Origin of the sequence: Paenibacillus shirakamiensis (assembly GCF_017874255.1) — a bacterium.
Classification (GTDB): Bacteria; Bacillota; Bacilli; order Paenibacillales; family Paenibacillaceae; genus Fontibacillus; species Fontibacillus shirakamiensis.
Map to the genome: position 1 here is coordinate 126,741 of NZ_JAGGLD010000006.1, position 23,555 is coordinate 150,295.

Annotated in this window: 24 protein-coding genes; 16 read left to right on the forward strand and 8 right to left on the reverse strand. The window is 44.2% G+C overall.

What is annotated here, in order from left to right; all coding sequences use genetic code 11:
- Positions 1-92: 92 nt before the first annotated feature.
- From nagA to J2Z69_RS15715, 3 genes are read right to left on the reverse strand one after another with little or no spacing between them, the layout of a single operon-like run.
- Positions 93-1,271, reverse strand: coding sequence for an N-acetylglucosamine-6-phosphate deacetylase (nagA, locus tag J2Z69_RS15705; RefSeq protein WP_209864692.1), 1,179 nt, complete (start codon positions 1,269-1,271; stop codon positions 93-95).
- Positions 1,268-1,999, reverse strand: coding sequence for a glucosamine-6-phosphate deaminase (gene nagB, locus J2Z69_RS15710; protein WP_209864694.1), 732 nt, complete (start codon positions 1,997-1,999; stop codon positions 1,268-1,270). The genes nagA and nagB overlap by 4 nt, the downstream gene beginning before the upstream one ends.
- Positions 2,000-2,024: 25 nt before the next feature.
- Complete coding sequence (locus J2Z69_RS15715; RefSeq protein ID WP_209864854.1) at positions 2,025-2,867, reverse strand: MurR/RpiR family transcriptional regulator; 843 nt, start codon at positions 2,865-2,867, stop codon at positions 2,025-2,027.
- Positions 2,868-3,045: 178 nt separating this feature from the next.
- On the opposite strand from J2Z69_RS15715, the gene J2Z69_RS15720 reads away from it, so the two are divergent.
- Positions 3,046-3,528 (forward strand): MarR family winged helix-turn-helix transcriptional regulator, encoded by a 483-nt coding sequence (locus J2Z69_RS15720; RefSeq protein WP_209864697.1) that lies wholly within the window; start codon positions 3,046-3,048, stop codon positions 3,526-3,528.
- 180 nt (positions 3,529-3,708) lie between these two features.
- On the opposite strand, the gene J2Z69_RS15725 is transcribed toward J2Z69_RS15720, so the two are convergent.
- The 3 genes from J2Z69_RS15725 to efeO are packed head-to-tail and all read right to left on the reverse strand — an operon-like array spanning position 3,709 to position 7,721.
- A complete protein-coding gene (locus tag J2Z69_RS15725) occupies positions 3,709-5,523 on the reverse strand; it encodes an FTR1 family iron permease (protein WP_209864700.1) in 1,815 nt (604 codons plus the stop codon).
- Between the two features lie 18 nt (positions 5,524-5,541).
- Positions 5,542-6,840, reverse strand: a complete 1,299-nt coding sequence (gene efeB, locus J2Z69_RS15730) for an iron uptake transporter deferrochelatase/peroxidase subunit (RefSeq protein WP_209864703.1) — start codon at positions 6,838-6,840, stop codon at positions 5,542-5,544.
- A 5-nt stretch (positions 6,841-6,845) separates the two neighbouring features.
- Complete coding sequence (gene efeO, locus J2Z69_RS15735) at positions 6,846-7,721, reverse strand: iron uptake system protein EfeO (protein WP_209864706.1); 876 nt, start codon at positions 7,719-7,721, stop codon at positions 6,846-6,848.
- A 259-nt stretch (positions 7,722-7,980) separates the two neighbouring features.
- Here efeO and J2Z69_RS15740 point away from each other — a divergent pair, with 259 nt between their 5' ends.
- From J2Z69_RS15740 to J2Z69_RS15785, 10 genes are all read left to right on the forward strand, one after another.
- On the forward strand, positions 7,981-8,205 hold the full coding sequence (locus J2Z69_RS15740; RefSeq protein ID WP_068620025.1) for a helix-turn-helix domain-containing protein: 225 nt from the start codon (positions 7,981-7,983) through the stop codon (positions 8,203-8,205).
- 239 nt (positions 8,206-8,444) lie between these two features.
- Positions 8,445-9,356 (forward strand): dihydrodipicolinate synthase family protein, encoded by a 912-nt coding sequence (locus J2Z69_RS15745; protein ID WP_209864709.1) that lies wholly within the window; start codon positions 8,445-8,447, stop codon positions 9,354-9,356.
- An 8-nt stretch (positions 9,357-9,364) separates the two neighbouring features.
- Positions 9,365-10,009, forward strand: a complete 645-nt coding sequence (locus J2Z69_RS15750; protein WP_209864713.1) for an SGNH/GDSL hydrolase family protein — start codon at positions 9,365-9,367, stop codon at positions 10,007-10,009.
- 13 nt (positions 10,010-10,022) lie between these two features.
- Positions 10,023-11,423, forward strand: a complete 1,401-nt coding sequence (locus tag J2Z69_RS15755) for an ABC transporter substrate-binding protein (RefSeq protein WP_209864716.1) — start codon at positions 10,023-10,025, stop codon at positions 11,421-11,423.
- Between the two features lie 82 nt (positions 11,424-11,505).
- Positions 11,506-12,384 (forward strand): carbohydrate ABC transporter permease, encoded by an 879-nt coding sequence (locus J2Z69_RS15760; RefSeq protein WP_209864719.1) that lies wholly within the window; start codon positions 11,506-11,508, stop codon positions 12,382-12,384.
- 14 nt (positions 12,385-12,398) lie between these two features.
- Positions 12,399-13,241: a carbohydrate ABC transporter permease gene (locus J2Z69_RS15765; RefSeq protein WP_209864722.1), complete on the forward strand. Its 843-nt coding sequence runs from the start codon at positions 12,399-12,401 to the stop codon at positions 13,239-13,241.
- Between the two features lie 24 nt (positions 13,242-13,265).
- Positions 13,266-13,955: an N-acetylmannosamine-6-phosphate 2-epimerase gene (locus J2Z69_RS15770; RefSeq protein ID WP_209864725.1), complete on the forward strand. Its 690-nt coding sequence runs from the start codon at positions 13,266-13,268 to the stop codon at positions 13,953-13,955.
- A gap of 35 nt (positions 13,956-13,990) precedes the next feature.
- Positions 13,991-14,878: an ROK family protein gene (locus J2Z69_RS15775; protein WP_209864727.1), complete on the forward strand. Its 888-nt coding sequence runs from the start codon at positions 13,991-13,993 to the stop codon at positions 14,876-14,878.
- Positions 14,879-14,905: 27 nt separating this feature from the next.
- A complete protein-coding gene (locus J2Z69_RS15780) occupies positions 14,906-15,760 on the forward strand; it encodes a MurR/RpiR family transcriptional regulator (protein ID WP_209864730.1) in 855 nt (284 codons plus the stop codon).
- Between the two features lie 11 nt (positions 15,761-15,771).
- Positions 15,772-16,251 (forward strand): NanQ anomerase/TabA/YiaL family protein, encoded by a 480-nt coding sequence (locus J2Z69_RS15785; RefSeq protein WP_209864733.1) that lies wholly within the window; start codon positions 15,772-15,774, stop codon positions 16,249-16,251.
- Between the two features lie 124 nt (positions 16,252-16,375).
- On the opposite strand, the gene J2Z69_RS15790 is transcribed toward J2Z69_RS15785, so the two are convergent.
- Entirely contained in the window at positions 16,376-17,737 is a 1,362-nt protein-coding gene (locus J2Z69_RS15790) for a dipeptidase (protein ID WP_209864736.1), read from the reverse strand.
- A gap of 193 nt (positions 17,738-17,930) precedes the next feature.
- Here J2Z69_RS15790 and J2Z69_RS15795 point away from each other — a divergent pair, with 193 nt between their 5' ends.
- The 4 genes from J2Z69_RS15795 (at position 17,931) to modB (ending at position 21,875) form a co-directional block, all read left to right on the forward strand.
- Positions 17,931-19,118 carry a peptidyl-prolyl cis-trans isomerase gene (locus J2Z69_RS15795; protein ID WP_209864739.1) on the forward strand — a complete coding sequence of 396 codons (1,188 nt, stop codon included), beginning with the start codon at positions 17,931-17,933 and terminating at the stop codon, positions 19,116-19,118.
- A gap of 192 nt (positions 19,119-19,310) precedes the next feature.
- Complete coding sequence (locus J2Z69_RS15800) at positions 19,311-20,300, forward strand: MBL fold metallo-hydrolase (protein ID WP_209864742.1); 990 nt, start codon at positions 19,311-19,313, stop codon at positions 20,298-20,300.
- A 50-nt stretch (positions 20,301-20,350) separates the two neighbouring features.
- A complete protein-coding gene (gene modA / locus J2Z69_RS15805) occupies positions 20,351-21,208 on the forward strand; it encodes a molybdate ABC transporter substrate-binding protein (RefSeq protein ID WP_209864744.1) in 858 nt (285 codons plus the stop codon).
- Positions 21,201-21,875, forward strand: a complete 675-nt coding sequence (modB, locus tag J2Z69_RS15810) for a molybdate ABC transporter permease subunit (protein ID WP_209864747.1) — start codon at positions 21,201-21,203, stop codon at positions 21,873-21,875. Before modA ends, modB begins: the two co-directional genes overlap by 8 nt.
- Positions 21,876-21,962: 87 nt before the next feature.
- Here the strand turns inward: modB and J2Z69_RS15815 are convergent, their stop codons facing one another.
- Positions 21,963-22,265, reverse strand: a complete 303-nt coding sequence (locus J2Z69_RS15815) for a DUF3055 domain-containing protein (protein WP_209864749.1) — start codon at positions 22,263-22,265, stop codon at positions 21,963-21,965.
- 199 nt (positions 22,266-22,464) lie between these two features.
- Here J2Z69_RS15815 and J2Z69_RS15820 point away from each other — a divergent pair, with 199 nt between their 5' ends.
- Positions 22,465-23,466, forward strand: coding sequence for an HRDC domain-containing protein (locus J2Z69_RS15820; protein WP_209864752.1), 1,002 nt, complete (start codon positions 22,465-22,467; stop codon positions 23,464-23,466).
- Positions 23,467-23,555 lie beyond the last annotated feature (89 nt).

The following is a 23,555-nucleotide window of genomic DNA, read 5'->3' on the forward strand; positions in this document are numbered from 1 at the left end:
TGAAGATCCCTCCCTGCCAACTCGTTAGCAGGGAGGGATCTTTTTTATGGATAGCGTAGCTAAGCTATGCCATTGCCTTAGTTGATTGTGAATTAGTGAGTTTGATGACCCTTAATCCATACATGTTGAAGATCAAGATCCTCGGCATTCACAAGGAGCAAATCTGCTTGCTTGCCTGTCTCAATGCTTCCTGTACGATGGGCAATGCGAAGCAATTTAGCAGGATTACCGCTGGCAGCTTCGGAAGCACGTTCTATAGAAAGTCCGACTTTCTCCACGAGGAATCGGAAGCCGCGAATCATTGTGAGTGTACTTCCGGCTAAGGTGCCTTCACTTTCTTTAAGTGTACATACATTATCTTTTACAATTACCGGAAGATCGCCAAGCATGTATTCTCCATCGCCTAGACCTGCTGCGGACATGGCATCTGTAATCAGCACTAAATTTTGATCGTTCTTCGCATGTGCAAGGAGCTGAATCGCTGCTGGATGCACATGAATCCCATCGGCAATGATCTCGGCGCTCATCTTCGGTGAACTTAAAATGGCTCCTGCAGTTCCCGGTTTGCGGTGATGTAAAGGTGTCATGGCGTTGAACATATGCACGGAATGATGCAGACCCACTTCAGTAGCTGCAATAATTTCTTCATAAGTAGCATCCGTATGCCCAGCAGTAGCAACGATCCCTTTTTTGCGAAGATACCGAATGAGTTCATGCGAACCCTCACGTTCTGGGGCAAAAGTAACTTGCTTAATCAGACCCGGGTAAGTATTCTCCCAAGCTTCAACCCAATCTTTGTTCGGGGGAACAATATGTTCTGGATTCTGAGCACCCGGCCATTTAGGGCTGATGAAAGGGCCTTCCAAATGTACGCCTTCTATTTGAGCATACGGCATAGCTTTGGAAGTGTACGTACTTACTTCTGCAAGCACATGATCAATGACGTCCTTAGGCGTGGTCATCGTTGTAGCTAACATGGCTGTTGTTCCTTGGCTGCTATGGAACTTGGTAATGGTATCTAGTGATTCTTGCGTAGAATCTGTGAAATCTTCCTGCATTCCGCCGTGGACATGGACATCGATGAATCCGGGCAGAATAAAGGCATCATGAGCTTGAATCGTCCGTATGGATGCAGCGGAGTGGCTTGGCATGCCTTCCGTAGACCCTACGTAGGCAATGATGCCATCCTCAACAGTAACTGCGCCATCTTCAATGATGCCTGTAGGCGTAACTACACGTCCATGAACAATTTGAAAACTCGATGTACTCATTTGAGCAACTCCCCTGCAGCTTGGTCAACAATCACTACCACATTAGGATGCGTCTGAAGCATAGAAGCTGGGCATTGTGTAGTTAGGGGCCCCATCAATGCGCGAGCCAGAATTTCTGCTTTACTCTCTCCTTTAGCAAGCAATACGATCTGTTTGGATTTCAGGATCGATCCCATCCCCATCGTAACCGCATGCGTAGGAACCTGATCGATATGATCGAAGAAGCGAGCATTTGCTTGACGTGTATCCTCTTCAAGTTCAACTACGTGCGTAGCAGCGTGAAGTTCAGTTGCCGGTTCGTTGAATCCAATGTGACCATTGTGACCCAAACCAAGAATTTGAAGATCAATCTGACCTGCTGCATCGAGCAGTTGATTATACTCTTTCGCGGCTTGTTCGGGATGTTCCTTAGAGCCACTAGGTACGTGTGTATTCTCCAGATTAATGTCAACGTGATTGAACAATTTATCATTCATAAAACGGCGGTAGCTCTCAGGATGGTCGGAAGGCAGACCAATGTATTCGTCAAGATTGTAGCTATGTGCTTGAGCGAAGCTTACCGAGCCTTCTTTGTACAATTCAACCAGCTTGTTGTAGACACCTACGGGTGTACTTCCGGTAGCAAGACCTAGATTGGCACGTGGATTGGTCTGTAGCAGGCTAGCGATAATAGAAGCGCCCACCTCATTGAATTGTTCGTCACTAGTTACGCGAATAATGTTTAGCATAGTTATGGAATTCCTCCTCATGAAATTATCTGTATTTTCGGACATTTTGATACGAGCTTTCTAGACGAGGAATGTAATCTTCAAATTCCTGACTGACCATACCCGTGAACAAAATATCGATAATATGTAACTGAGCAATACGCGAAGCCATATCCCCTCGGCGCATGCCTTCCTCTAAAGAGGAAGAAAATAAAGCAATATCCGCAAGTCCTGCTAATGTGCTGTTCCCGTATTGCGTAATGGAAATGGTGAATGCCCCACTATCTTTCGCACAGCGCAGTGCACTAATCGTCTCGGACGTCTCCCCCGAATAGGAGATGGCTAAGGCTACGTCCCCTAGTCCTAAGCTAGAGGAAGAGGTAATCTGCATATGACTATCGGGAAAAGCAGTGCAATTTTTGCCAATACGTATTAGCTTCTGATAAAAATCCTGAGCTACAATCGATGAAGTAGCTGCACCATACAAGTCGACTCGTGCGGCTCTGCAAAGTGCTGAGATCGCTTGCTCCATTTGACTAACATCAAGGAGCCTAGTTGTATCCGTTATGGATGCAATGTGATTGGCTTCAATAGCCTCTACAATTTTGGAAAGAGCATTGCCAGCTATTACATCTTGGTAAGCATTGTCATTTGGCTTTTGAGCGAGCTCCCCCGCAAGTTTCATTTTCAAGTCAGGGAAACCTTTAAAGTGGAACGTCTTGCAAAAGCGTGTGACCGTGGATGGACTAATGCCACATAATTCCGCTAATTCCGTAATACCTAGATGAATGACCGACTGCGGAGCCTGAATAATATGCTCAGCTAATCGTCTTTCTTGTGCAGAAAGTGACGGCAACCGCTGTTCCAGCACATGAAGAATCGGAGACAGCATGGAATCACCACCGAAAATTATTTTTGTAATTATCCAAATAAACATGAAAATTATTTCGATTTCATCATAGCTTAAATGTTACTCAGAATCAACCATATCGCATATTGACATCGGACTAGTTGTGTAATATGTTTCATTAGTTACTTATTTAAAATAATGCAAGGGTTGGAAAGGGATGACGGTCTTGGAGTATGATGATTATATTGACCGGATTGAGACGTCTTGGAAAAGTACAGTTCGCAAAATTCAATCCATCATTTTACATCACAAGGATCTAGGACTGACGGGTCCACAATATCACATGCTAGCTATGATCAATGCAGAGAAGTCATGCAACATTTCTTTTTTAGCTGATAAAATAGATGTGAAACCAAGCGCCATCACTGTCATGATTGATCGTCTCGTACAGAGCGGTTATGTGGAACGTCGGCATGACAAGCAAGATCGCAGAGCAGTGCTGGTATCGGTCACGCCACTTGGAGAAGAAGTATATAAGGAAGCAAGTTCACGTTCTAGAGAAATTATGAAATGGTATCTAGAGCAGCTTGAAGAACACGAAGTGAAATCGTTGACCCAAATTTTCGAGAAATTTGATGCTATGGAGAGACCCGTTGTGAGTTCGAAGACTACCAAAACTCCCGAGGGGAATGACGTTTGACTGCGAATAGGACAGCGGCCTAATCTCCATGTGGAGTAGGGGAGAGTTATTCGCTTTAACTATAGAAAAAAACGGTTACGAAATAAACAATAATGCATTTATATGAATGAAAAAGGCTGTTCTCAAAAATCGAATCCGATTTTTGAGAACAGCCTTTTTATGTGAGGTTTTTAATGAAATTTAGGCCGTTGCTGACTGTGAAGTGGGCTTTTTACGCGTAAGCGTCCACACAATGAAGAGAAGGACGATGATTTGTGCGGCATACGTCTCTAGCGTGGGATAAGCGCCTAAGGAACGAATGGCAGGCAGCCACGATTCACTGTGAGCGGAAATTTTGCCTGCGATTTGAAGCGAATGGATACTCTCTCCTATGAATCGAAGGACTAAATAATAAATTAAAATTGTAGCGGTTAGGAAGAAAGGACGTAACGGCAGACGAGCACTGAAATAAATAATGAAGAACGCAAGCACAATTAGAGCTGCTAACGCTCCAATAATACCAATTGCGAATTGCACGGGGTCGATAGCAGGTGCCATTCCAATATAAAAAATTGCCGTTTCGGAGCCTTCTCGCAGAATCGCAATGCCTGCAAGTGCGAAGAGAGACCAATGACTTCCACGCGCAATGGCGCCCCCGACTTGATCTGAAATATATTGGTTCCAGGCTTTAGTATTTGCTTTGGAATGAAGCCAGTGACCTATGGTAAGCATCATGATAACGGCTACAATTCCAGTGATTCCTTCAATAAGCTCTCGTGCACTTCCAGAAGCCGCTTGAGAGATTGTATAAGTAAGTATGAGTGCAAGTACGCCGCTTAGCACTAGACCGGTACTGGCTCCAGCCCAGACATAACCACGAGCTCGCTTGTTGTCGGAACGCTTCACGAAAGCGAGTAAGGCAGCCAAGACAAGAATTGCCTCCAACCCCTCACGAAGCAGGACAAGCGCTGCATCCCATGCAGTATAACTGGTTGTAGCTGTCAAGGGTGCAAGGGACTGAATCATCCCACCAATCACTTCATTAGCTTGCTTCAAGTTTGGTGGAGAAGAGATCAGATATCCTTGTACTTCCGCCATCTGATTCTCTGTGGAGTTATACAGCGTAGGCGAAGAAATAGATACTTCTCCTTCCACAGAGGGCCAAAGCGTAATGAATTCAGCCATAGTATCTGAGGCAGTAGCAGCTTGTCCAGCTGCAATGGAAGACTGCACTTTTTTCAGAATTACTAAGGCATCAGACAGCTTGCGTCCAGTCGTATTTGTATCAGGCGTCACATTGGAGGACAGCTTGCCTGAGATATAGTCCTGAAGAAGAGTTGAAAGTTCTGCTAAGTTTTTGCTTGCTTGATCTAATCTTGCAGGTTCAGCCTGAAGGGAGATCCGAATAACACTTAGCTTGTTCTCCAGTTGACTATACACACTGAAATTATCTTGACGTATCGGACTCTCTACGGTTTTCCAGCGACCTGTTAACAGCTTGTAGCTATTTAAGGCCTGCTCTGATTTATGCTCAGTGAGATCCGTAGAGGTTTGTTGAACTAATTTCAATAAGGTTTTGGCAGAAGTGACGGCATGTTCTCGCGAAGAACCTGCTTGTTGCTGTTGATCTACATAGGTATTAACTTGCTTAGCTAAAGAGGATAATGTTGAATTTGAAAGAGCTGCATCCTGATGCTGGAGGGCAGCTTTGGCATCAGACAACCCTTTATCAATAGCTTTGGCTTCTGTAGTATCTTTGCGAATCATCTTCCATTGCCCTTCGAATTGATTCAATTCAGCCGTTGCTTCTGTCCAGTTAGATCGACCGGATTCAACTAGCGAACCACCTACTAAAGGTAACAAGGCATCTAGTGATTTGGTATCCGAAGCTGGATCGGCATGAGTGTGACTCGTAAACGACAAAGATAACGTAAGTATAAGTACACTTGTGATTATAAAGACTACACACTTGCTAAGTTTTGTCCCGAAGTAAGAAGCGTGGGTTATCGTCGACATGAGTTGAATCATCCTTCCTTAGAACAGCGTTTCGCCGATGTATCCACCTTCACGCACACCTGGAAAACAAGCAAACGTGGCGCTTCCGATATGGACGGTGTATTCGTTCAATTTATCGCTGGCAGCAAGCGTTTGCTGCATCGGTATGAATTGCTTGCTGAGGTCTCGTTGATAGCAAATGAAGAATAAGCCAGCATCAAGTTGTCCTGTCTTGGCGTCGATTCCACCTGTGTAAGAATAGGCACGACGTAAAATCTTAATCTTACCGTCCATATGGGCTAGCCTTGCATGGGAAGTTGGCGGTAACTGAGGTTTACCACTCGCATCTGTAGCTTTAAGATCTAGTGGATCGAACTCATCTTTGGAGCCGAGGGGCGCGCCTGTATCTCGGTGACGTCCGAACGTGCTTTCTTGGTCACTGAGCGAAGACCGATCCCAAATCTCGATCCTCATTCGTATGCGCCGGGCTACCATGTAGCTTCCGCCAGCCATCCATGAATCTGCACCCGATTGGGCCCATACGATCTCATTCATTGATGCATCATCATCTACATGAGGATTTCCCGTGCCATCCTTAAATCCCATCAGATTACGAGGGGTGCCGCTCTTGGGATCGGCCGTACTTGTACGCTGAAAGCCATCTTGCGTCCATCTTAATACAGCCTTGCCGCGGCCAATTCGGGCTAGGTTACGAATCGCATGGAAGGCGACTTGAAGATCATCTGCACACACTTGTACGCCAATATCGCCGCCACACCATTCGGGTTGAAGGGCATCAGCCTGAAAAGCAGGTAAATCAGGGAAGGCAGCTGGCCTTTTCCCCGCTAGACCGAAGCGTGCATCAAAAAATGAAGGTCCCACACCAAAAGTAATTGTCATTTTGCAAGGAGAAAGACCGGCAGCTTCTCCGGTATCGGAAGGGGGGAGATTTTGATTGTTGTTGTCGCTACCTAATAGTTGGCCTGCTGTCATTACTGCCGCTGCCTGCGTCCATGCTTTGAATAGCAAACGAACCTCCGCTAGGGAGGTTGTAGTTAAATCAAATGAAGCAAAGGACAGAAAGTTCTGCCCTGGCGTAGTAATACCCGCTTGATGCTTGCCATAGAAGGGAATCGTATCTCCTGTAGTTAGGGTGGATACGCCGTTGTTCGTTGAGGTGCGAGCTTTGGCAGCGATCATACCAATTCCGCCTCCACCTAATAGGAGTCCAATCCCACCCACTCCAACCATTTTAAGTAGACTCCGGCGACTAACGGGTTTTTTTAGAAAAGAATCGGATTCTCTAGACTCTGATTCTTCAGGTGTATGTGTACTCATTTCAACTACACTCCCAACAATTTGCCCATATTAGACAATGGTTCTGCCAGAGCATCGAGGTTCTGGCTAAGTTTGCGAACTTCCTCTTGCTTCAATTGATCATAAGATACATAACCTGTACCTTTTTTATATTTATCCAGCTCTGCCTTAAGCGTTGCAAATCGATCTCCGATTTGTTTCTCTAAGTCCGCATCTTTGCTAGCCAAGTGAGTCTTCAAAAGTTCATAGATTTTGTCCGCACCTTCAAGATTTGCTGCAAAATCATATAAGTCTGTACGAGAGTAGCGCTCTTCCTCTCCAGATACTTTGGAAGTGGAGACTTCGTTCAGAAGTTCCACAGCACCCGTTACGAGTAGAGAAGGCTGAATATCAACCGTTTCTACTTTCGCACGAAGCAGTTTGGCATCACTCAGGAGACGATCTGCAAACTCCTTCTGGTCTTTGACGGACTTATCTTTCCAAAGGGCTTTCTCAATGCGGTGGAAACCACGGAAGTCGGCAGCCGCAACATCTCCTTCGCGGGCATCGATGTTCGGGTCGAGATCACCTAAGGCTTCTGCTATAGGTTCGATACGTTCATAGTGTGTACGAGCCGGTGCGTATAGTTGCTTCGCCAAGTCAATATCCCCGCTGTTCACAGCCTTCACGAATTTATCCGTCTCCGTAACAAAGGCATCACATTCTTGAATGACATACGTACGATACTGACTGACAGCGTCTTTGAAGGTTTCACTTGGATCGACGGGTGTAGTGGTCTCTGTAGATACTGCAGGCGTACTCGCCTTAGGCATATCTGCAGCCTTCTCTTCACCAGAACTGCAAGCGGATAGCAGCAAAGTAGTCATCAAAGCCATAGTTGGTGCGGCATAACGGAATTTCATATAGGACACTCCTGTTCAATTATATTAAAAAAGTTAAATTCTATCCAATTCTACCTGTTAATGATAATCATTATCACTTTCATATCATAAGCGCACCTGAGGGAAGCGTCAATACTAAATTGATCAATCTTTCTAATGAGGGCCTGGCGCCCAATTTTATTGAAGTACCGCACCATTGCCTTAGCCTTCTCATAATATGTCTTGACTGTATCCCTTACTTGTTAAACCACAAAACCCGAGCAAGGAGGGGTGACACATTTTGAAGGGCAGCGATCGCAACAGTAAATTTTTATTAACACATCGTGAGCGGGAAGTTTTCGAACTGCTTGTGCAGGATAAGACGACAAGAGATATTGCAGGGCAGCTGTTTATCAGCGAGAAAACAGTTCGAAACCATATTTCGAATGTCATGCAGAAACTTAACGTTAAAGGCCGTGCGCAAGCCGTTGTCGAGCTGATCAAGCTTGGGGAACTTAAGATTTGAGGTAGGTAAAAAGAGCTTTTCCGATTGGTAGATGACAATCGGAAGGGCTTTTTATCATCGTATTGAAAGGATAAATATAAGCATGTACCCTTCTTAGATAATGAATTTGGAACCTTCATTTTATAATTGGTGGAAAATTCTTTTATTTTATAAATAAAGAAGAAAATAATTTACAAATACAAAAGATCGTGATACCTTAATACATGTAAGCGTTATCGACCACTAAGGGGGAAGCACATATGACATTAGACAAATTTCACGGAATTATACCTGCCTTTTATGCCTGCTACGATAATGAAGGGAATATTTCAGAGTCTCGGACTCAAGCGTTGTGTGACTATCTATTAGAAAAAGGCGTTCAAGGAGTCTATGTCGGAGGAAGTTCCGGAGAGTGCATCTATCAGAGTCTGGACGAGCGTAAAGACGTACTTACTTTTGTTGCAAAGTATTTAAAAGGAAAAATGACATTGATTGCTCATGTCGGGGCTCCATCTACTAGAGATAGCATCGTGTTAGCGAAACATGCGGCAGAGCTTGGCTATGATGCTTTGTCGGCTATTCCGCCGATCTACTTCAGATTACCTGACAGCGCAGTCTATAAATATTGGAGCGACATTATTGAAGCAACTCCATTAGAATTCATCATTTATAACATACCGCAGACTACAGGATATACTCTGACTCCTGCTTTGTTCGAGAAACTTCTTACGAATAAAAAAGTCATCGGTGTGAAAAATTCCTCCATGCCTACCATGGATATTGAGCGTTTCAAAAAAGTGGGTGGCAAAGATGTCGTTATCTTCAATGGTCCAGATGAACAATTTGTTGCAGGGCGCATTATGGGCGCAGATGCAGGAATCGGCGGAACGTATGCCGCTATGCCTGAACTTTTCTTGAAAGCGAATGAATTTGTGAAGAATGGTAACTTCCAACAAGCTACGGAGATTCAAAGTAAGATTAATGACATCATTATTGGGCTGTGCTCAATGAATGGTTCGATGTATGCCGTAATTAAGGAAGTGCTGAATAGAAGAGGCGTGAATATTGGGAGTGTACGTGCCCCCCTTGAAGGCATCAGTGAGGCAGACACCGTAAGCATTGACGCAATCGTGAAGACGATTGATCAGGCGATCGAACAATTTTGTAGATGATTAACAATATGCATACCATTTTATGTTTTGGAGACTCCAACACATGGGGATATGATGCGGCAACGAATCAACGTTTCGATACCTCTACCAGATGGACGAGGTTGCTAGGAACTGCATTAGGTAAATCTGTTCAAGTGTTAGAAGAAGGACTAAGTGGGAGAACCAGCGTTCATGAAGATCCCTTGTTTGAGGGCTTGTCTGGTTTATCTTATATCCACCCTTGCCTTATGTCCCATGCTCCATTGAATCTAGTTATCATCATGCTTGGGACGAATGATACGAAAGAGCGATTCGGATTAACGGCTTACAATATCGCTCAGGGAATCGTTAGGCTTGCTGTGAAAGCGAAAGCAACCAACTCAGGCCATGCAGGACAATCACCTGAAGTTCTAGTCATTGCTCCTCCTCCCATTCGGGATTCCTACGTGCATACGCCCATTGGACAAGCGATGGGTAAGGGGTGTAGTGAGAAATCAGAGGAGCTGTCACAGCATCTGGCCGCGCTGCTTCAAGGAACGGGCATTCATTTTGCCGATGCGAAAGGTCACGTAATCATGAATGAGATCGACTATATGCACTTGGACGAAGATGGACATCGAAGGATGGCACAATGTATTCATCAACATATTCACAAGCATAATTTACTCACATAAGGGAGGCTTACCCATGAAAAGAAAGCGCTTAATATCTATGGTTGCTGTACTTGCTTTGACAATGTCTGTCCTATCGGCCTGCGGAAGTAAGGATAATGCAAGCTCTGGTAACGAATCTACATCCAGTGGAGATAAGGTTGATATCACAGTATGGTTAACTCCACAGTGGAAAGGCGTGCTTAATGCCTCGGAACAAGGTGCAGATTATGATAGCTTCTTCAAGAAAGCGGCTGAGAAGTTCACTGCGCAATATACCAAGTATAAAACTAATGTAAAAGTTGAAGTGATTGCTGCTGATCAGCGGGATCAACTGCTTAACGTTAACTTAAGCGGTGGTACACCTCCGGATGTATTCTTTGAAAGTATATTCCCGATGGGCGATTATGTTCACCGTGGTGCGCTAGTTCCTTTGGATGATATCGTCGATGACAAATCCAAAACCGATATCGCCAAAAGTTACTGGGATGCCGCAACATTCGGTGATAAAGTCTACTTCTATCCGTTCCAGCATAACCCAGGCACACTTGTGTATAACGCGGATATGTTCAAGGCTGCAGGTCTAGAGAAATATCTTGGCGGAGCAAACGAGATCAAAACGTGGACATGGGCTGAATATCAGGAAATTCTAGACGGTTTGAAGAACAAACTGCCAAAAGATAAATATCCAAATGCTTACCCGATGGCGTTATATGGCGTGAACAATCAAGGGGATACTTGGAACTTGGCTTACCTCAGAACGTTCGGCAACAAGTTCTTTGATGATAAAGGAAACATCATTCTTGATGATGCGAATGGCGTCAAAGCGGCTTCATGGCTCAAAAAACTCTATGATGGCGGATATACGAACCCGGGTGCGGAATCCGTATCTTCGAATGATGCGAATGCCATGTTCCAGAATCAGCAGTTAGGGATAAGCTTCACAAATCCAGTATTGTTCACTAACTCTAAAGTAAACATGGACAAGGGCACATCACCGAAATTTGATATGCGCCTTGCTAACATTCCTTCAGAAAGTGGCGATCCGCTAGCATTCACTTATGTTGTAGGAGCAAGCGTATTCCAATCTAAGGATCCGAAGAAAGTAGAAGTAGCAAAAGATTTTGTTAAATTCTTCTCTAGTGATCCTGAACTCGTGAAATCTTCCAAGAATGGTATTCCTGTAAGAAGTTCCGTGGTAGACGCTCTTAAAGGTGAGAATCCATTGTTCGCAGCTTATGACGCTGATGCGAAGTACATGTTCAACTTTACTGGAAATGTACCAGGATACAGCCAATTGAGAGAAGTGCTATATCCAGAACTTCAAGCACTCTATACAGGCGCTAAGACACCGGAGCAAGTGGTGAAAGATTATCAGACTAACGGTAACAAAGTTATTGAAGACAATAAAAAGAATTCCGTCATTTTCAATCCTTAATACCTAGCGAATAAAGAATACACGATTAATAGCCCTGAATCCCAAGTGGAGACAGGGCTGCTAATTAGAAAGGTGAACAGATATGAGAATGCTGCGTAATAACACCGTCAAAGAAAATATCACCGGGTACTTGTTCATTCTGCCTCAGATGATTGTTTTCTTGGCCTTTCTTGTGTATCCCATTCTTGAGGGGATGAGGCTCAGTCTCTACCGAATCAATTATCAAAATGAGAAGTTTGTAGGTTTGGATAACTACATGACCCTGTTTCACGATCCTGTATTTTTTAAAGCCTTGTTCAATACGGTTATATTCGTAATCTTTATCGTGATTTTAACGGTTGGATTCGCACTATTCGTAGCTTCCGCCGTATTCGATAAGAATGCCAAATATGTATCCTTTATTAGAGGAAGTTACTATATTCCAGTCATGGTCTCCATGGTGGTTATGAGTATGGTATGGAGCTTTTTGCTCAACCCTGCCAACGGCCTAATCTCCTTTCTAGCAAGGGATTCAGGACTCGGGAATATTAATCTCCTAGGCAATACGAAGACTGTACTTCCTATCATCATCTTTGTTACCTTTGCTACGAATGTCGGCCAAGCTATTATCTTGTATATTGCTGCTATGATTGGTGTGCCAAAAGATCTGTTCGAAGCGGCTGAGATCGATGGAGCGAACCGGTGGCAAGTCATTCGCAAAATATTAATCCCATCCGTTCAACCTTCGACCGTCTATATCACCATCATTAACATCATTGCTGTGCTGAAAATATTCGTGGTCATCCAGCTTTTAACCGGCGGCGGGCCGAATAACTCATCGGTAACCTTGATGTATTATCTCTACAACAATGCGTTCAAATACAATCAGCTTGGTACGGCTTCTGCCGTAGGCGTAATTATGTTCATTATCACATTATTATTGTCAGTGCCTCAGTTGAGAACCATGCTTAAAGCGAAGTGAGGAGGAACAACACCATGGCGAACATGAAAAACAAGAAAAGAATGGAAACGTTTGATATTGCTTCGAATGCGATCATTGTCCTCTTCGCAGTATTGAATTTGTTTCCTTTATATTGGTTATTCACGAGTTCCCTGAAGAATAGTTCAGATGTGGTAAAGATGCCTCCAGACTGGTGGCCCTCCACCGTAACTTTCTCGAACTACGTTGATATTTTTAGAGATCAACCTGCACTGCGCTGGGCGTTCAACAGCTTGTACGTCTCAGGCATTTCTACCATTCTAGTGATCATCCTAGGGGCTATGGCTGCATATGCCTTTTCTAAAATTCATTTTAAAGGTAGAAATATCATTTACATCATTTTTGTGTCGAGTCTGATGATTCCAAAAGAGATTATGATCGTTCCTTTGTTCCGGATCATTCAAGACTTCGGTATGGTGAATAGCTACAGTGGGATGATTTGGCCAAACGTGGCTGCAGCCTTTGGGGTGTTCCTGCTGAAAGGATTTTTTGATACAACACCAGATGCGCTTAGAGAAGCCGCAAGAATTGATGGCGCTGGAGAATGGAAAATCTTCACCCGCATCATGCTTCCGATTGTGAAGCCCGGCATAGGAGCACTCTTCATTTTGAACTTTGTTCAAGTATGGAACGACTACTTATGGCAGTTGGTTGTAGGTCAAGAGAAAAATATGAAGACGTTAATGGTAGGTACAGCGACGCTCATGCAGGATTTGAATCCGAATTTTGCATATAAAATGGCGGGTGCTACGGTTGCGGCCATTCCGATGTTAGTCATTTTTTTACTATTCCAACGCTATTTCACTTCAGGCATGACGGCCGGAGCTGTCAAAGAATAAATAATAAACGTGGAGCTGTGACGGATGAATAATAAAAATAGTATGCTGGAGAAAATCCAGAGTAAACTCGTCGTTTCTTGTCAGGCATTACCGGAAGAACCTCTCCATAGTCCATTTATTATGGGAAGAATGGCTTACGCTGCAAGTCTAGGCGGAGCATCTGGAATTCGGGCGAACAGCGTTGCAGACATCCAAGAAATCAAACAACACGTGGATCTACCTATTATCGGAATTATTAAGCAGGTTTACGGGAATTGTCCCGTATTCATTACCCCTACACAAAAAGAAGTTGACGAGTTATATCAAGAAGGCGTGGATATTATAGCGATGGATGCTACCGATCGGATTAGACCGGATGGATCCACCATTTCAGAACTATTCCCTGTACTTAGAGAGAAATACAAAGACCAATTGTTCATGGCCGATTGCTCTACCTATGAAGAAGCAGCACGAGCTGTGGAACTGGGTTTTGACTGTATTGGAACTACGCTAAGCGGTTATACCGAAGCTACAAAGGGTAGAGCTTTGCCTGATTTTGAAATGGCAGAGAAAATGGTCCATAGTCTAACGATTCCGGTAATCGCGGAAGGTGGCATTTCTACCCCGGAAGAGCTGAAGAAAATGTATGATCTTGGGGTACATTCCGCAGTGGTAGGTTCCGCCATTACAAGACCGATGGAGATTACTCAGAGATTCATGCAATCCGTAAAATAAGTAGGTGAAATGAGATAGATCGGAGACATTCGAGTATGAAAATTCTAGCAGCTGACCTCGGCGGTACGAACACGAAAATGGGCATTACAGACGAACTTGGTAACGTGGAGCAGTTCAGAGAGTATCCTACCGAAAGTGATAAAGGCGGTCCTCATGTCATTCTTAGACTACTTAGCATGATCTATGAATATGACGATACTCAGTATGATGCGATTGCTATTAGTACAGCGGGGCAAGTCAATGCTGAAGAAGGATTTATCGTGTATGCTAATGAAAACATTCCTTTTTATACAGGTATGCGAGTTCGAGATATGGTATCCGAAACATTCAACAAACCTGTTAGAATAGAGAATGATGTAAATGCTGCGGCGTTAGGTGAGGCCCATTTTGGGGCTGCTCAGAATTTCAATGATTTTCTGTGCCTTACTTTTGGTACTGGAGTGGGCGGTTCGATTATTATTAATCGTCAAATCTACAAAGGGGCGAGCGGGGTAGCCGCCGAATTTGGACATATGTTCACGCACCCCTTGTCTCATATCGAAAATGAAGGGATAAGAAGTTCCTTTTATGAGACTTTTGCCTCCACCACTGCGCTCGTAAAAAACGCTCAAAAGATTGACGGGACGTGCACGAATGGAAAGATCTTATTTGATGCCATTCATCAGGGACATGAAGAACTCCAACAGGTCCTGCATGATTGGATTGATGAAGTATCGGTTGGACTTGCCTCCCTCATTCATATCTTTAACCCTGCGGCAATCATAGTAGGTGGCGGTGTTATGGAACAAGATACGTTAGTGCATCGGGTGGAAGAGCGTACGAAATCCTTAGTTATGGAAAGCTTTAGGAACGTACGTATAGTCAAAGCTTCCCTAGGAAATCAAGCGGGATTACTAGGTGCTGCCTCATTATTTTTACGTTAAGAATTGACAAGGGGAAGGAGGGATATCATGCGAGCCATCAGTATTTTTTCAACGATTCATTCGAAGTATAACAACCTAACCAATACCGAGAAAAAGGTAGCAGACTATGTCTTGGATAACACTAAAAAAGTAGTCTATATGTCCATTACTGATCTAGCTGATGCTTGTGGTGTAGGGGAGTCAAGTATTTTTCGTTTTTGTAAATCGCTCAGTTACAAGGGGTATCAGGATTTTAAGATTGCGCTGGCCCATAGCATTGCTGTAGAGAATGAAGTCCCACAGCTTACAGATCAGATTCTTATGGATGATTCATTGGATCAAGTCGCATCAAAGGTATTATCTACGAACATTATCGCCCTCAATGAAACCTTTAATCTTATTAACATAGACACGATAGATAAAGCGATTACGCATCTCATCCATGCAGAACGGATTTTATTTTTCGGCGTAGGATCTTCTTTAGTAACTGCAATGGAAGCCAAAATTAAATTTATGCGGATTACCAATAAGACGGAATGTTCCATGGATTCACACATTCAAATGATGTCGGCTGCACTTATGACTCCGCAAGATGTTGCTGTAATCATCTCCTACTCGGGTTCAACGAAAGATAGTATTGAGGTCGCGCAGAAGGCGAAAGAGCGCGGAGCTACCGTTATATCAATTACGCGGTTTGAGAAATCTCCGCTAACTTCTTATTCGGATATTACGTTACTGTGCGGAGTAAATGAAGGGCCCCTTCAAGGGGGATCACTGTCTGCTAAGATCTCGCAGTTATATCTACTGGATGTACTCTATGTAGAATATTTCAAAAGAACGAAACAAGAATCGATTACTAATAAAGAAAGCACTTCTCAGTCTGTAAGCGTGAAGCTGCTGTAAGGAGAGTAGACATGATTCTAGGTTCACGTCATTGTTGGAGTACTCATGCTCGGTTCGAGCACCCTGTGATTACGCAGGCAATTGAGGAATTGGAACGGCTTTTGCAGCAGCAGCCCGAAGTTGGACGTACGGATATTCAAGGGGATGACATCTACGTATCCATTATGGAAATAGATGCCAAGTCGCTTGATGAACAAGTAGCAGAGAAGCACGAATCTTATATCGATGTGCATTATTTAATTGAAGGCGAAGAGATCCTGGGTTGGGCTCCGCTTGTAGCAGATATGGAGCCTCTTCAACCTTATGATGCAGAGGGCGAATATGCCCTTTATACTCCTGCTAAAAATGAAGTGTTACTGACGCTCCACCCGGGCATGTTCGCTGTCTTTTTCCCGCATGATCTACATAGACCCAGTATGGGGGAGTCAGGCAAAATCAAGAAGGCGGTCATAAAGATTCATGTTGGCCTGCTTGCTCGTGATTCGAATTGATTAATACCGCATCGTAATGATCTTAATATAAAAAAACCTCTCCATATATCTTCTGGAATAGAAGAGTAGAGAGGTTTTTTTGTAATCATTATACGTATCTTGGCAAGGTGTATCCGATAGATTACTAAAGTGATTTCAAGTATTCTACAATGGTCAGCAAGCCTAAATCAAAGTTCTCTAAGTTAAAGTGCTCATTGGGAGCATGAAGATTCTCATCGGGAAGACCAAAGCCCATCATGACCACGGGGGCGGATAGAACGCGAGTAAAGGTCTCCACAATCGGGATAGAGCCGCCGTCTTTGGTGAAGAGTGCACGAGTACCGTACACGGTCTCATAGGCATCGGCTGCTTTTTGCAAATAAGGATTGGAGGGATCAATGATAAACGCATTAGCCCGTTCCATTTGCTTCACTTCAAGCTTCGCTCCCGCCTGAAGATGAGCACAAAGATGGGCCTCAATTTTATCAAGCATATCTTGAGGATCTTGGTGGCCTACTAAGCGGCATGTAATTTTGGCATGGGCTTCTTTAGGAATGACCGTCTTAGAGCCTTCTCCTTGGAAACCACCATATACACCGTTCAGTTCGAGGGTAGGTCGTGCACCTGTGCGTTCAACGAAAGAATATCCTTCTTCTCCATATAGGGAGTCAAGGCTAAGGTCTTGTCGAAGTGATTCTTCGTTGAATTGTTGTTTCTCAAATTCTTCATGCATTTCTTGAGTTAGGTCAGGCACACCTTTGTAGAATCCTTCCACGGCTATGCGGCCTTGGTCATCATGTAGCGAAGCAAGCAAGCTTACGATGGCATGCAGGGCATTGGGTACTCCCCCGCCGAACGTACCGGAGTGAAGATCCGTGTTAGCTGTATGGACCGACACTTCCAGCGAACAAAGACCCCGAAGTCCTGTACTAATCGCAGGGCGTCCTTTTTCAAATAAAGAAGTATCGGAGATTAAGATCACATCTGTACTGAGCTCTTCTTGATGTTGGTCAAGGAAGCCTGGCAGATGAGGGCTTGAAATTTCTTCTTCGCCTTCAATGACGAATTTCACATTTACAGGAAGTGTGCCTTCTTCTTTTAAGATCGCTTCAATCGCCTTGATATGAAGGAACATTTGTCCTTTGTCATCCGTAGCTCCGCGTGCATATAGCTTGCCATCACGAATTGAGGGTTCAAAAGGTGGTGTGTCCCATAAGTTCAGCGGATCAACAGGCTGAACATCATAGTGGCCATAGATTAAAACAGTAGGCTGTCCTGGCGCATGGAGATGGTCCGCATAGATAATTGGATGACCTTCCGTTTGGTGGATCTTTACATGTTCAAGTCCAGCTCGCGTCAAAGCATCTGCAATCCAGGAAGCGGCTTTTGCAATATCTGGTTTATGTACCGAAAGAGCGGAGATACTTGGAATAGTCAACAATTCCTTGAGTTCATCCAAATGCTGCTCTTTCAAGGAGTCAAAATAAGTTTTGTAATTTACGGTCATGGTGGTTTCCTCCTAAAGACTGGTATAGAAATAGTGTACACCTTTTGAAGCTGAATCGAAAATGAAAGTGCCAAAGATTAAAGCTTCCTTAAAGAAATATGCGTTTTTTTTATGAAAAGTTAAGGTTTTGTTAGTTTGTATCTGGTAAAGTGAAATTAAATCAAGGCAAATAGAGGGGAGTCAACAATTAGTTATGGAAGATAAAGATCCGAAAAATCTGAATGAACCTTTAGAGGGACATTCCGACCTACACAAGAATGAGAACGAAACAGAGCATATTTCTGAACCGGTAACCCCTTCGGAAGTGCCCGTAGCTACTGAAGCTACCACAGTGCATGAGAAGGCTACAAGTTCTGAAGAAGCGGCAGCACGCAATGCATCGGCGCCAGAACCAGGTAGTTACTTAACAGAACAAGCGGCAGGAGGAAATCCAGCAGTAACTGCAGCGAAACGCCAAAGCCTCATCTGGATGGCTGTATCTTTGGTGCTAGCCGTTGTGCTTGTCGTGATGTTGGTCAAGCCTTTAGCAGGAGGCGGCACATCTAAAAATGTTGCGGCTACGGTCAATGGTGAGAAAATTACGGAGAACCAATTATACAAAGAGATTTTAAAAAAGGATGCCAACTCCTCACAAATTTTAGATAGCATGATTAATGATGAATTGGTTCGTCAAGCTGCAGACAAAGCAAAGGTCACGGTTTCAGATGCAGAGATCAACAAAGAAGTAGGCTACCTGGAAGATCAGTACGGTTCCAAAGAATCATTAGATGCTGCCCTTACGCAAAGTAGTCTAACTCGTGATGATCTAAAGGGATTAGTAATTAACCAGCTTAGACTTCGCAAATTGTTAAGCAACAAAATTACCGTTACCGATGCACAAGTTAAAGAATATTTTGATCAGAATAAAGCTTCCTTAGATACTCCTGAGAAATTCAAATTGTCTGGCATTACTGTAGCAACACAAGCTGAAGCAGATGCTGTGCTTAAGCAGCTGAAAGGCGGAGCGGACTTTGCTAAGCTTGCCAAAGAGAAATCCGTTGATACCGCGTCTAAGGACAAAGGTGGAGATCTTGGTTTTGTAGCGAAGGCTCAGCTGGAAGCTACCATTCAGACAGAGGTGGCGAAGCTGAAGAAGGGTGATCTTAGCCCGGTAATCAAGACAGAAACAGGCTTCAAAATCGTGAAATTGATCGATACTAAAGCTGCTGTACCAGCAACTTACGAAGCACGTAAAGATCAAATTAAAGATGGGCTAGCTTCACAACAAGTGTCTCAGCTTCAAGCTGCGTACATGGAAGAGTTAACGAAGAATGCGAAAATTGTGAATAACGTATCTAAAAAGACAACTACGGATGCAGCAGCAACTACGACGAATCAATAATTGACATGGACGAAACAGCCCCTTTGGATCTCTCTAAAATGGGCTGTTTTTTTATATTTATTTTTGAGTTTCATAGAGAAAGAAGTTAGAATAGAGCAGGAAGTACATACTATAAGCATGGCGTTTTATAGGAATGAAATGAAGGTGCTTATTAAGGGCTTTTATAAAGTAGGAAGCTGAGGATGAACAATCATGCCTGAGATTAAAGAATGGGAAGACGGAATTATACAGGTCAAAATTTCGATGGCTCCGCCACTGCGATGGGTGAATAGTTATATTCTTCGAGGTGAGGAAGGAATTACAATCATTGATCCAGGACCCCGAACAGAGACGAGTATAGCCGAATGGTCGGAAGCTTGGAAGCAACTTGGGTTCAAGCCAGATGAGGTACATGCTGTAGTCGTGACTCACCATCATCCGGATCATGTTGGACTTGCAGGATATATACAGTCGATTACGGGAGCACAAGTGTGGATGTCAAGACGAGCGCATGCTGAGACCAAATTGATGTGGGGAAGTGGCAGTCATGTCAATCAAGATCTACCGCGTATCTATCAAAAAAACGGAATGCCTCTCGAATGGACGCTACAGCTTCCCGCACACTTGGAGGGATTTGTATCTCAAGTGCTTCCAGAACCGAGAGTATCTTACCTAGATGAAGGGAAACCCTTTATGATGGGCGGAGTTTCATGGATTCCGATCGAGACAGGTGGACACGCACCCGGACATTTATCATTTTATGATAAAGAGACATGTACCATTCTTTGCGGAGATGCTGTATTACCCCAGATCTCGCCAAATGTAAGTTATTTGCCAGGCAGTGATCCACAGCCGCTACAGTCTTTTACAGATGGGATGCTGAAGTTAGCGGGCTATCCGGTAGTCAAGGCCTATCCAGGCCATCGGCATCCTTTTGATTATTTCAGGGAACGGTTAGAGTCTCTACTGCTTCATCACGAAGAGCGACTAAGCTTCATAGAGCGTCTACTTCAAGAGCGCCCACATAACGGATTTGAGGTCTGTACAGCTCTATTTGGCACGAAACTGGGCATTCATCAGATGCGGTTCGCCATGTCTGAGGCCCTTGCACATCTGATCGAACTGGTGCGTCAGGGAAGAGCATGGAAAGAGCAGTCTCAAGAAGGAATTATGTATTATCCAGTTCATGAACGCCAGATATGAAATCAACATACAAGCAGTCAAGTAGAGAGAAAATGGGGATGAGGAATCAGATGAAAAGGACTCCACTTGTGAAGGTGTATAGCATGCTTTTGCTGGTGCTATGGATTGCAGGATGCAGTAGCGGAAAGGCTACAGGTCCAAGTGCAGATATGGGGAATAAGGCTCAGGAGGGAAATTCAGGACAACCTACCCAAGTAGAGATATTGATCTCGGCGGCCGCAAGTCTAAAGACAAGTCTCACAGAACTTCAGACCCTGTATCAAAAAGACCATCCCGAAATTCATGTAACATTTAATTTTGGCGCCTCAGGTTCCCTTCAAAAGCAAATTGAGCAGGGAGCTCCTGCCGATGTCTTTTTCTCAGCCGGAAAGAAGCAGATGGACACGCTAATTAATGAAAAACGCGTAGATAAGTCTTCGGTTCACAATATTTTACGAAATGAGTTAGTCATGGTGACTCCAAAGGGAGCTAGTCAAGCTCCTAAGACGCTTGAAGATTTAAGCAGATTAGAAGGGCAGCACATAGCAGTGGGTGAGCCCGCTTCCGTACCGGCGGGAGCATATGCCAAGGAATCTTTGACGAAAGCTGGGTTATGGAATTCACTTCAGTCCAAATTTGTGTATGCCAAGGATGTCCGCCAAGTGCTGACTTATGTGGAGACAGGGAATGCTGCGGCAGGATTTGTGTACAAAAGTGATGCACTCTTATCCACGAAGACGGATACTGCCTTGACGCTCGAACCCAAATCTCACAGCGATATCGTGTATCCAGCTGGCTTGGTGTCAGATACCAAACATAAAGCAGAGGCGCAAGCTTTCATTGAATTCATGCAAAGCAAAACGGCTTCGGAAATCTTTTTGAAGAATGGATTCAGCTTGCCGGAGGCTGCTTCTTCTACCCATGGATGAGGTGTGGGCACCCGCATTTTGGCAGCCGATCTTCCTTTCTATAAAAGTATCACTCTTAGCTGGGTTCCTGTCTTTTTTACTGGCCATCCTCATTGGTTGGGGCATACATGGACGAAGGTTTAAGGGACGTACTCTGTTAGAGACGCTCTTCATGTTACCTCTGGTCCTGCCTCCTACCGTGGTTGGTTTTCTACTTTTGGTGCTGCTAGGAAGACGAAGCTGGGTTGGCGAAATGTTCGAGAAATTATTTGGCCTGCCTATTGTATTTACCTGGGGAGCGGGCGTCATTGCAGCATCGGTCGTGGCCTTTCCATTGGCATTTCAGACCATCAAAAATGGATTTTCCTCCATTGACAAAGACCTAATAGCAGCAGGTAGATCACTCGGGGCATCGGAATTCCAGTTGTTAAGGTATGTCATGATTCCGCTAGCCTATCGTTCACTTGTAACGGGGTTCGTGTTGGCTTGTGCACGTGCTTTGGGAGAGTTTGGAGCGACGCTTATGTTAGCAGGCAACATTCCAGGTCGCACGCAGACTTTACCTACAGCCATTTATATGGCGGTCGATGCTAACGATATGAAGCAAGCTTGGATCTGGGCGGGATCTATGGTGCTAATCTCGTTTATACTATTATGGTGTACCCGATCTCGGGCTGAAGTAGAATAGAGAAACGTTGAGTATTTAAAAGTAGAATACAAAGAGGCTAGCCCTTAGGGTTAGCCTTTTTGTGATGCGAGTATGGAGTGTAATGCATTAATCAGTAAAATAAGGCTCTCCTAGCACTTGGTACAAGAAGGTACGAAGTTCCTCGCCTTCTTCCTCTTCAAGACTGAAAATACGTTCTAGATAACCTTCTTCTTCCAAATCGTCGGAACCGAGAATGGCCGTACGGCCGGCTTGCAAGTCGGTGACAAGTTTTTTACCATAGAAGCGGTTCGTCGTTGTAATAACGAGATCAAAGCGCTTCATAGAATGTCCAATGAAAGTTACAAATCTAGACGAAGACTGTTCATTCATATCGGAGAGGAAATCAAGTTCCGGATCAGAAAATGTCATAAGGTATAGCCTCCTAAGTATGTTCGGGTAATATGATTATAACAGGTATGCTACAATTTTTTCGAGCAAGTATAGATTGACTTTAATTTAGAATAAGGTATGATATGGAATAACAGTATACTTTTGGGGAAGCACCCCTTTTGTCCATGGACAAAAGGGGTGCTTTTTGCGTTGTGTACTGAATTTAGGAGGTGATAGGATGCGTATTGTTTTTTTGAACAGTATGGAGAAGCGTGATGAAGAAGGCTTGCATCTACAAGGGGCTCAAGTGTGGATTGGGGAAGAGGAAGGAATTTGGCGTATGGGTTGGAAGGAGCTTTCCACAGGAAAAGAGACGTTATGGTATGAAGACACATCTTGGTCTGAGATGCTGCATGTCTACCGTCACCGTCTAGCAAGCAAACTTAGCGAGGGATTTCGCCCATCGATTGAAGGGGTGTTCCATGACCAACCGGAGACTCGCAGCCGCCCAACTCAAGCCCAGAAGTTAATTTGTTACAGTGAACTCCACACGAACGATGCCTTATTCGCAGAACTAAGCGCTTGGCGGAGAAGACGAGCACAGACAGAGCGCAAAGCTCCGTATCTTATTGCTAGTAACCGGTTACTGCGTCTAATTAGTACCTATCAACCACAGACGATTGCGGAGTTGATGCAGCTACCAGGAGTTGGTGAATCTAAATCGGCTGAGTATGGTGCTGAGCTAATCGCACTGCTCCAGACTGACGATCGCGCCCATGACTTCCCTTTAGTATGGGTAGAGCAGGCCCTAGATCCTGAGGAATCTCGTTCTTGGGTATATAAGCAGAAGGAAATGAAGTACCGCGTAGAGATGGAGAGATTCGGACTCCGAAGACAGCTCCAATCCCTCATGTCCGAAGGATTAGGTATAGAAGAGATATGTGTACATACGGGCCTTAGTCGACGTGAAGTTATAGAAATGATCGAAGAGCTTGATAAGGAAGGCTATGAAGTTGATCTTATTTTAGATGGAGAACTACAGCATATGTCTGAGGAAGAACAATCTGAGGTGTGGAAAGCCTACGAGGAACTTGGAGATACATACCTTAAGCCTATTTTGCAACGTGTATACGGCATGGATCTAGAGGAAGGTGCAGATGTAGAGAAAATGTATGAGCAATTACGTCTCATTCGCATTCGATATCGCCGGAGACATGTCATCATGACTAGTGCAGGATAAAAGTCTAATATGGCATCTTAGCAGACAGATCTCCAAAGGGCTTTTCTATTTATAGAAAGGTGATATAGCAAAAAGGACGATATCTATGT

What these genes read in the sequence shown, in the direction of transcription:
- nagA (WP_209864692.1), bottom strand. Translation starts at nt 1,271, where the DNA reads ATGAGTACATCGAGTTTTCAAATTGTTCATGGACGTGTAGTTACGCCT.
- nagB (WP_209864694.1), bottom strand. Translation starts at nt 1,999, where the DNA reads ATGCTAAACATTATTCGCGTAACTAGTGACGAACAATTCAATGAGGTG.
- J2Z69_RS15720 (WP_209864697.1), top strand. Translation starts at nt 3,046, where the DNA reads ATGACGGTCTTGGAGTATGATGATTATATTGACCGGATTGAGACGTCT.
- J2Z69_RS15725 (WP_209864700.1), bottom strand. Translation starts at nt 5,523, where the DNA reads ATGTCGACGATAACCCACGCTTCTTACTTCGGGACAAAACTTAGCAAG.
- efeB (WP_209864703.1), bottom strand. Translation starts at nt 6,840, where the DNA reads ATGAGTACACATACACCTGAAGAATCAGAGTCTAGAGAATCCGATTCT.
- efeO (WP_209864706.1), bottom strand. Translation starts at nt 7,721, where the DNA reads ATGAAATTCCGTTATGCCGCACCAACTATGGCTTTGATGACTACTTTG.
- J2Z69_RS15745 (WP_209864709.1), top strand. Translation starts at nt 8,445, where the DNA reads ATGACATTAGACAAATTTCACGGAATTATACCTGCCTTTTATGCCTGC.
- J2Z69_RS15750 (WP_209864713.1), top strand. Translation starts at nt 9,365, where the DNA reads ATGCATACCATTTTATGTTTTGGAGACTCCAACACATGGGGATATGAT.
- J2Z69_RS15755 (WP_209864716.1), top strand. Translation starts at nt 10,023, where the DNA reads ATGAAAAGAAAGCGCTTAATATCTATGGTTGCTGTACTTGCTTTGACA.
- J2Z69_RS15760 (WP_209864719.1), top strand. Translation starts at nt 11,506, where the DNA reads ATGAGAATGCTGCGTAATAACACCGTCAAAGAAAATATCACCGGGTAC.
- J2Z69_RS15765 (WP_209864722.1), top strand. Translation starts at nt 12,399, where the DNA reads ATGGCGAACATGAAAAACAAGAAAAGAATGGAAACGTTTGATATTGCT.
- J2Z69_RS15770 (WP_209864725.1), top strand. Translation starts at nt 13,266, where the DNA reads ATGAATAATAAAAATAGTATGCTGGAGAAAATCCAGAGTAAACTCGTC.
- J2Z69_RS15775 (WP_209864727.1), top strand. Translation starts at nt 13,991, where the DNA reads ATGAAAATTCTAGCAGCTGACCTCGGCGGTACGAACACGAAAATGGGC.
- J2Z69_RS15780 (WP_209864730.1), top strand. Translation starts at nt 14,906, where the DNA reads ATGCGAGCCATCAGTATTTTTTCAACGATTCATTCGAAGTATAACAAC.
- J2Z69_RS15785 (WP_209864733.1), top strand. Translation starts at nt 15,772, where the DNA reads ATGATTCTAGGTTCACGTCATTGTTGGAGTACTCATGCTCGGTTCGAG.
- J2Z69_RS15790 (WP_209864736.1), bottom strand. Translation starts at nt 17,737, where the DNA reads ATGACCGTAAATTACAAAACTTATTTTGACTCCTTGAAAGAGCAGCAT.
- J2Z69_RS15795 (WP_209864739.1), top strand. Translation starts at nt 17,931, where the DNA reads ATGGAAGATAAAGATCCGAAAAATCTGAATGAACCTTTAGAGGGACAT.
- J2Z69_RS15800 (WP_209864742.1), top strand. Translation starts at nt 19,311, where the DNA reads ATGCCTGAGATTAAAGAATGGGAAGACGGAATTATACAGGTCAAAATT.
- modA (WP_209864744.1), top strand. Translation starts at nt 20,351, where the DNA reads ATGAAAAGGACTCCACTTGTGAAGGTGTATAGCATGCTTTTGCTGGTG.
- modB (WP_209864747.1), top strand. Translation starts at nt 21,201, where the DNA reads ATGGATGAGGTGTGGGCACCCGCATTTTGGCAGCCGATCTTCCTTTCT.
- J2Z69_RS15815 (WP_209864749.1), bottom strand. Translation starts at nt 22,265, where the DNA reads ATGACATTTTCTGATCCGGAACTTGATTTCCTCTCCGATATGAATGAA.
- J2Z69_RS15820 (WP_209864752.1), top strand. Translation starts at nt 22,465, where the DNA reads ATGCGTATTGTTTTTTTGAACAGTATGGAGAAGCGTGATGAAGAAGGC.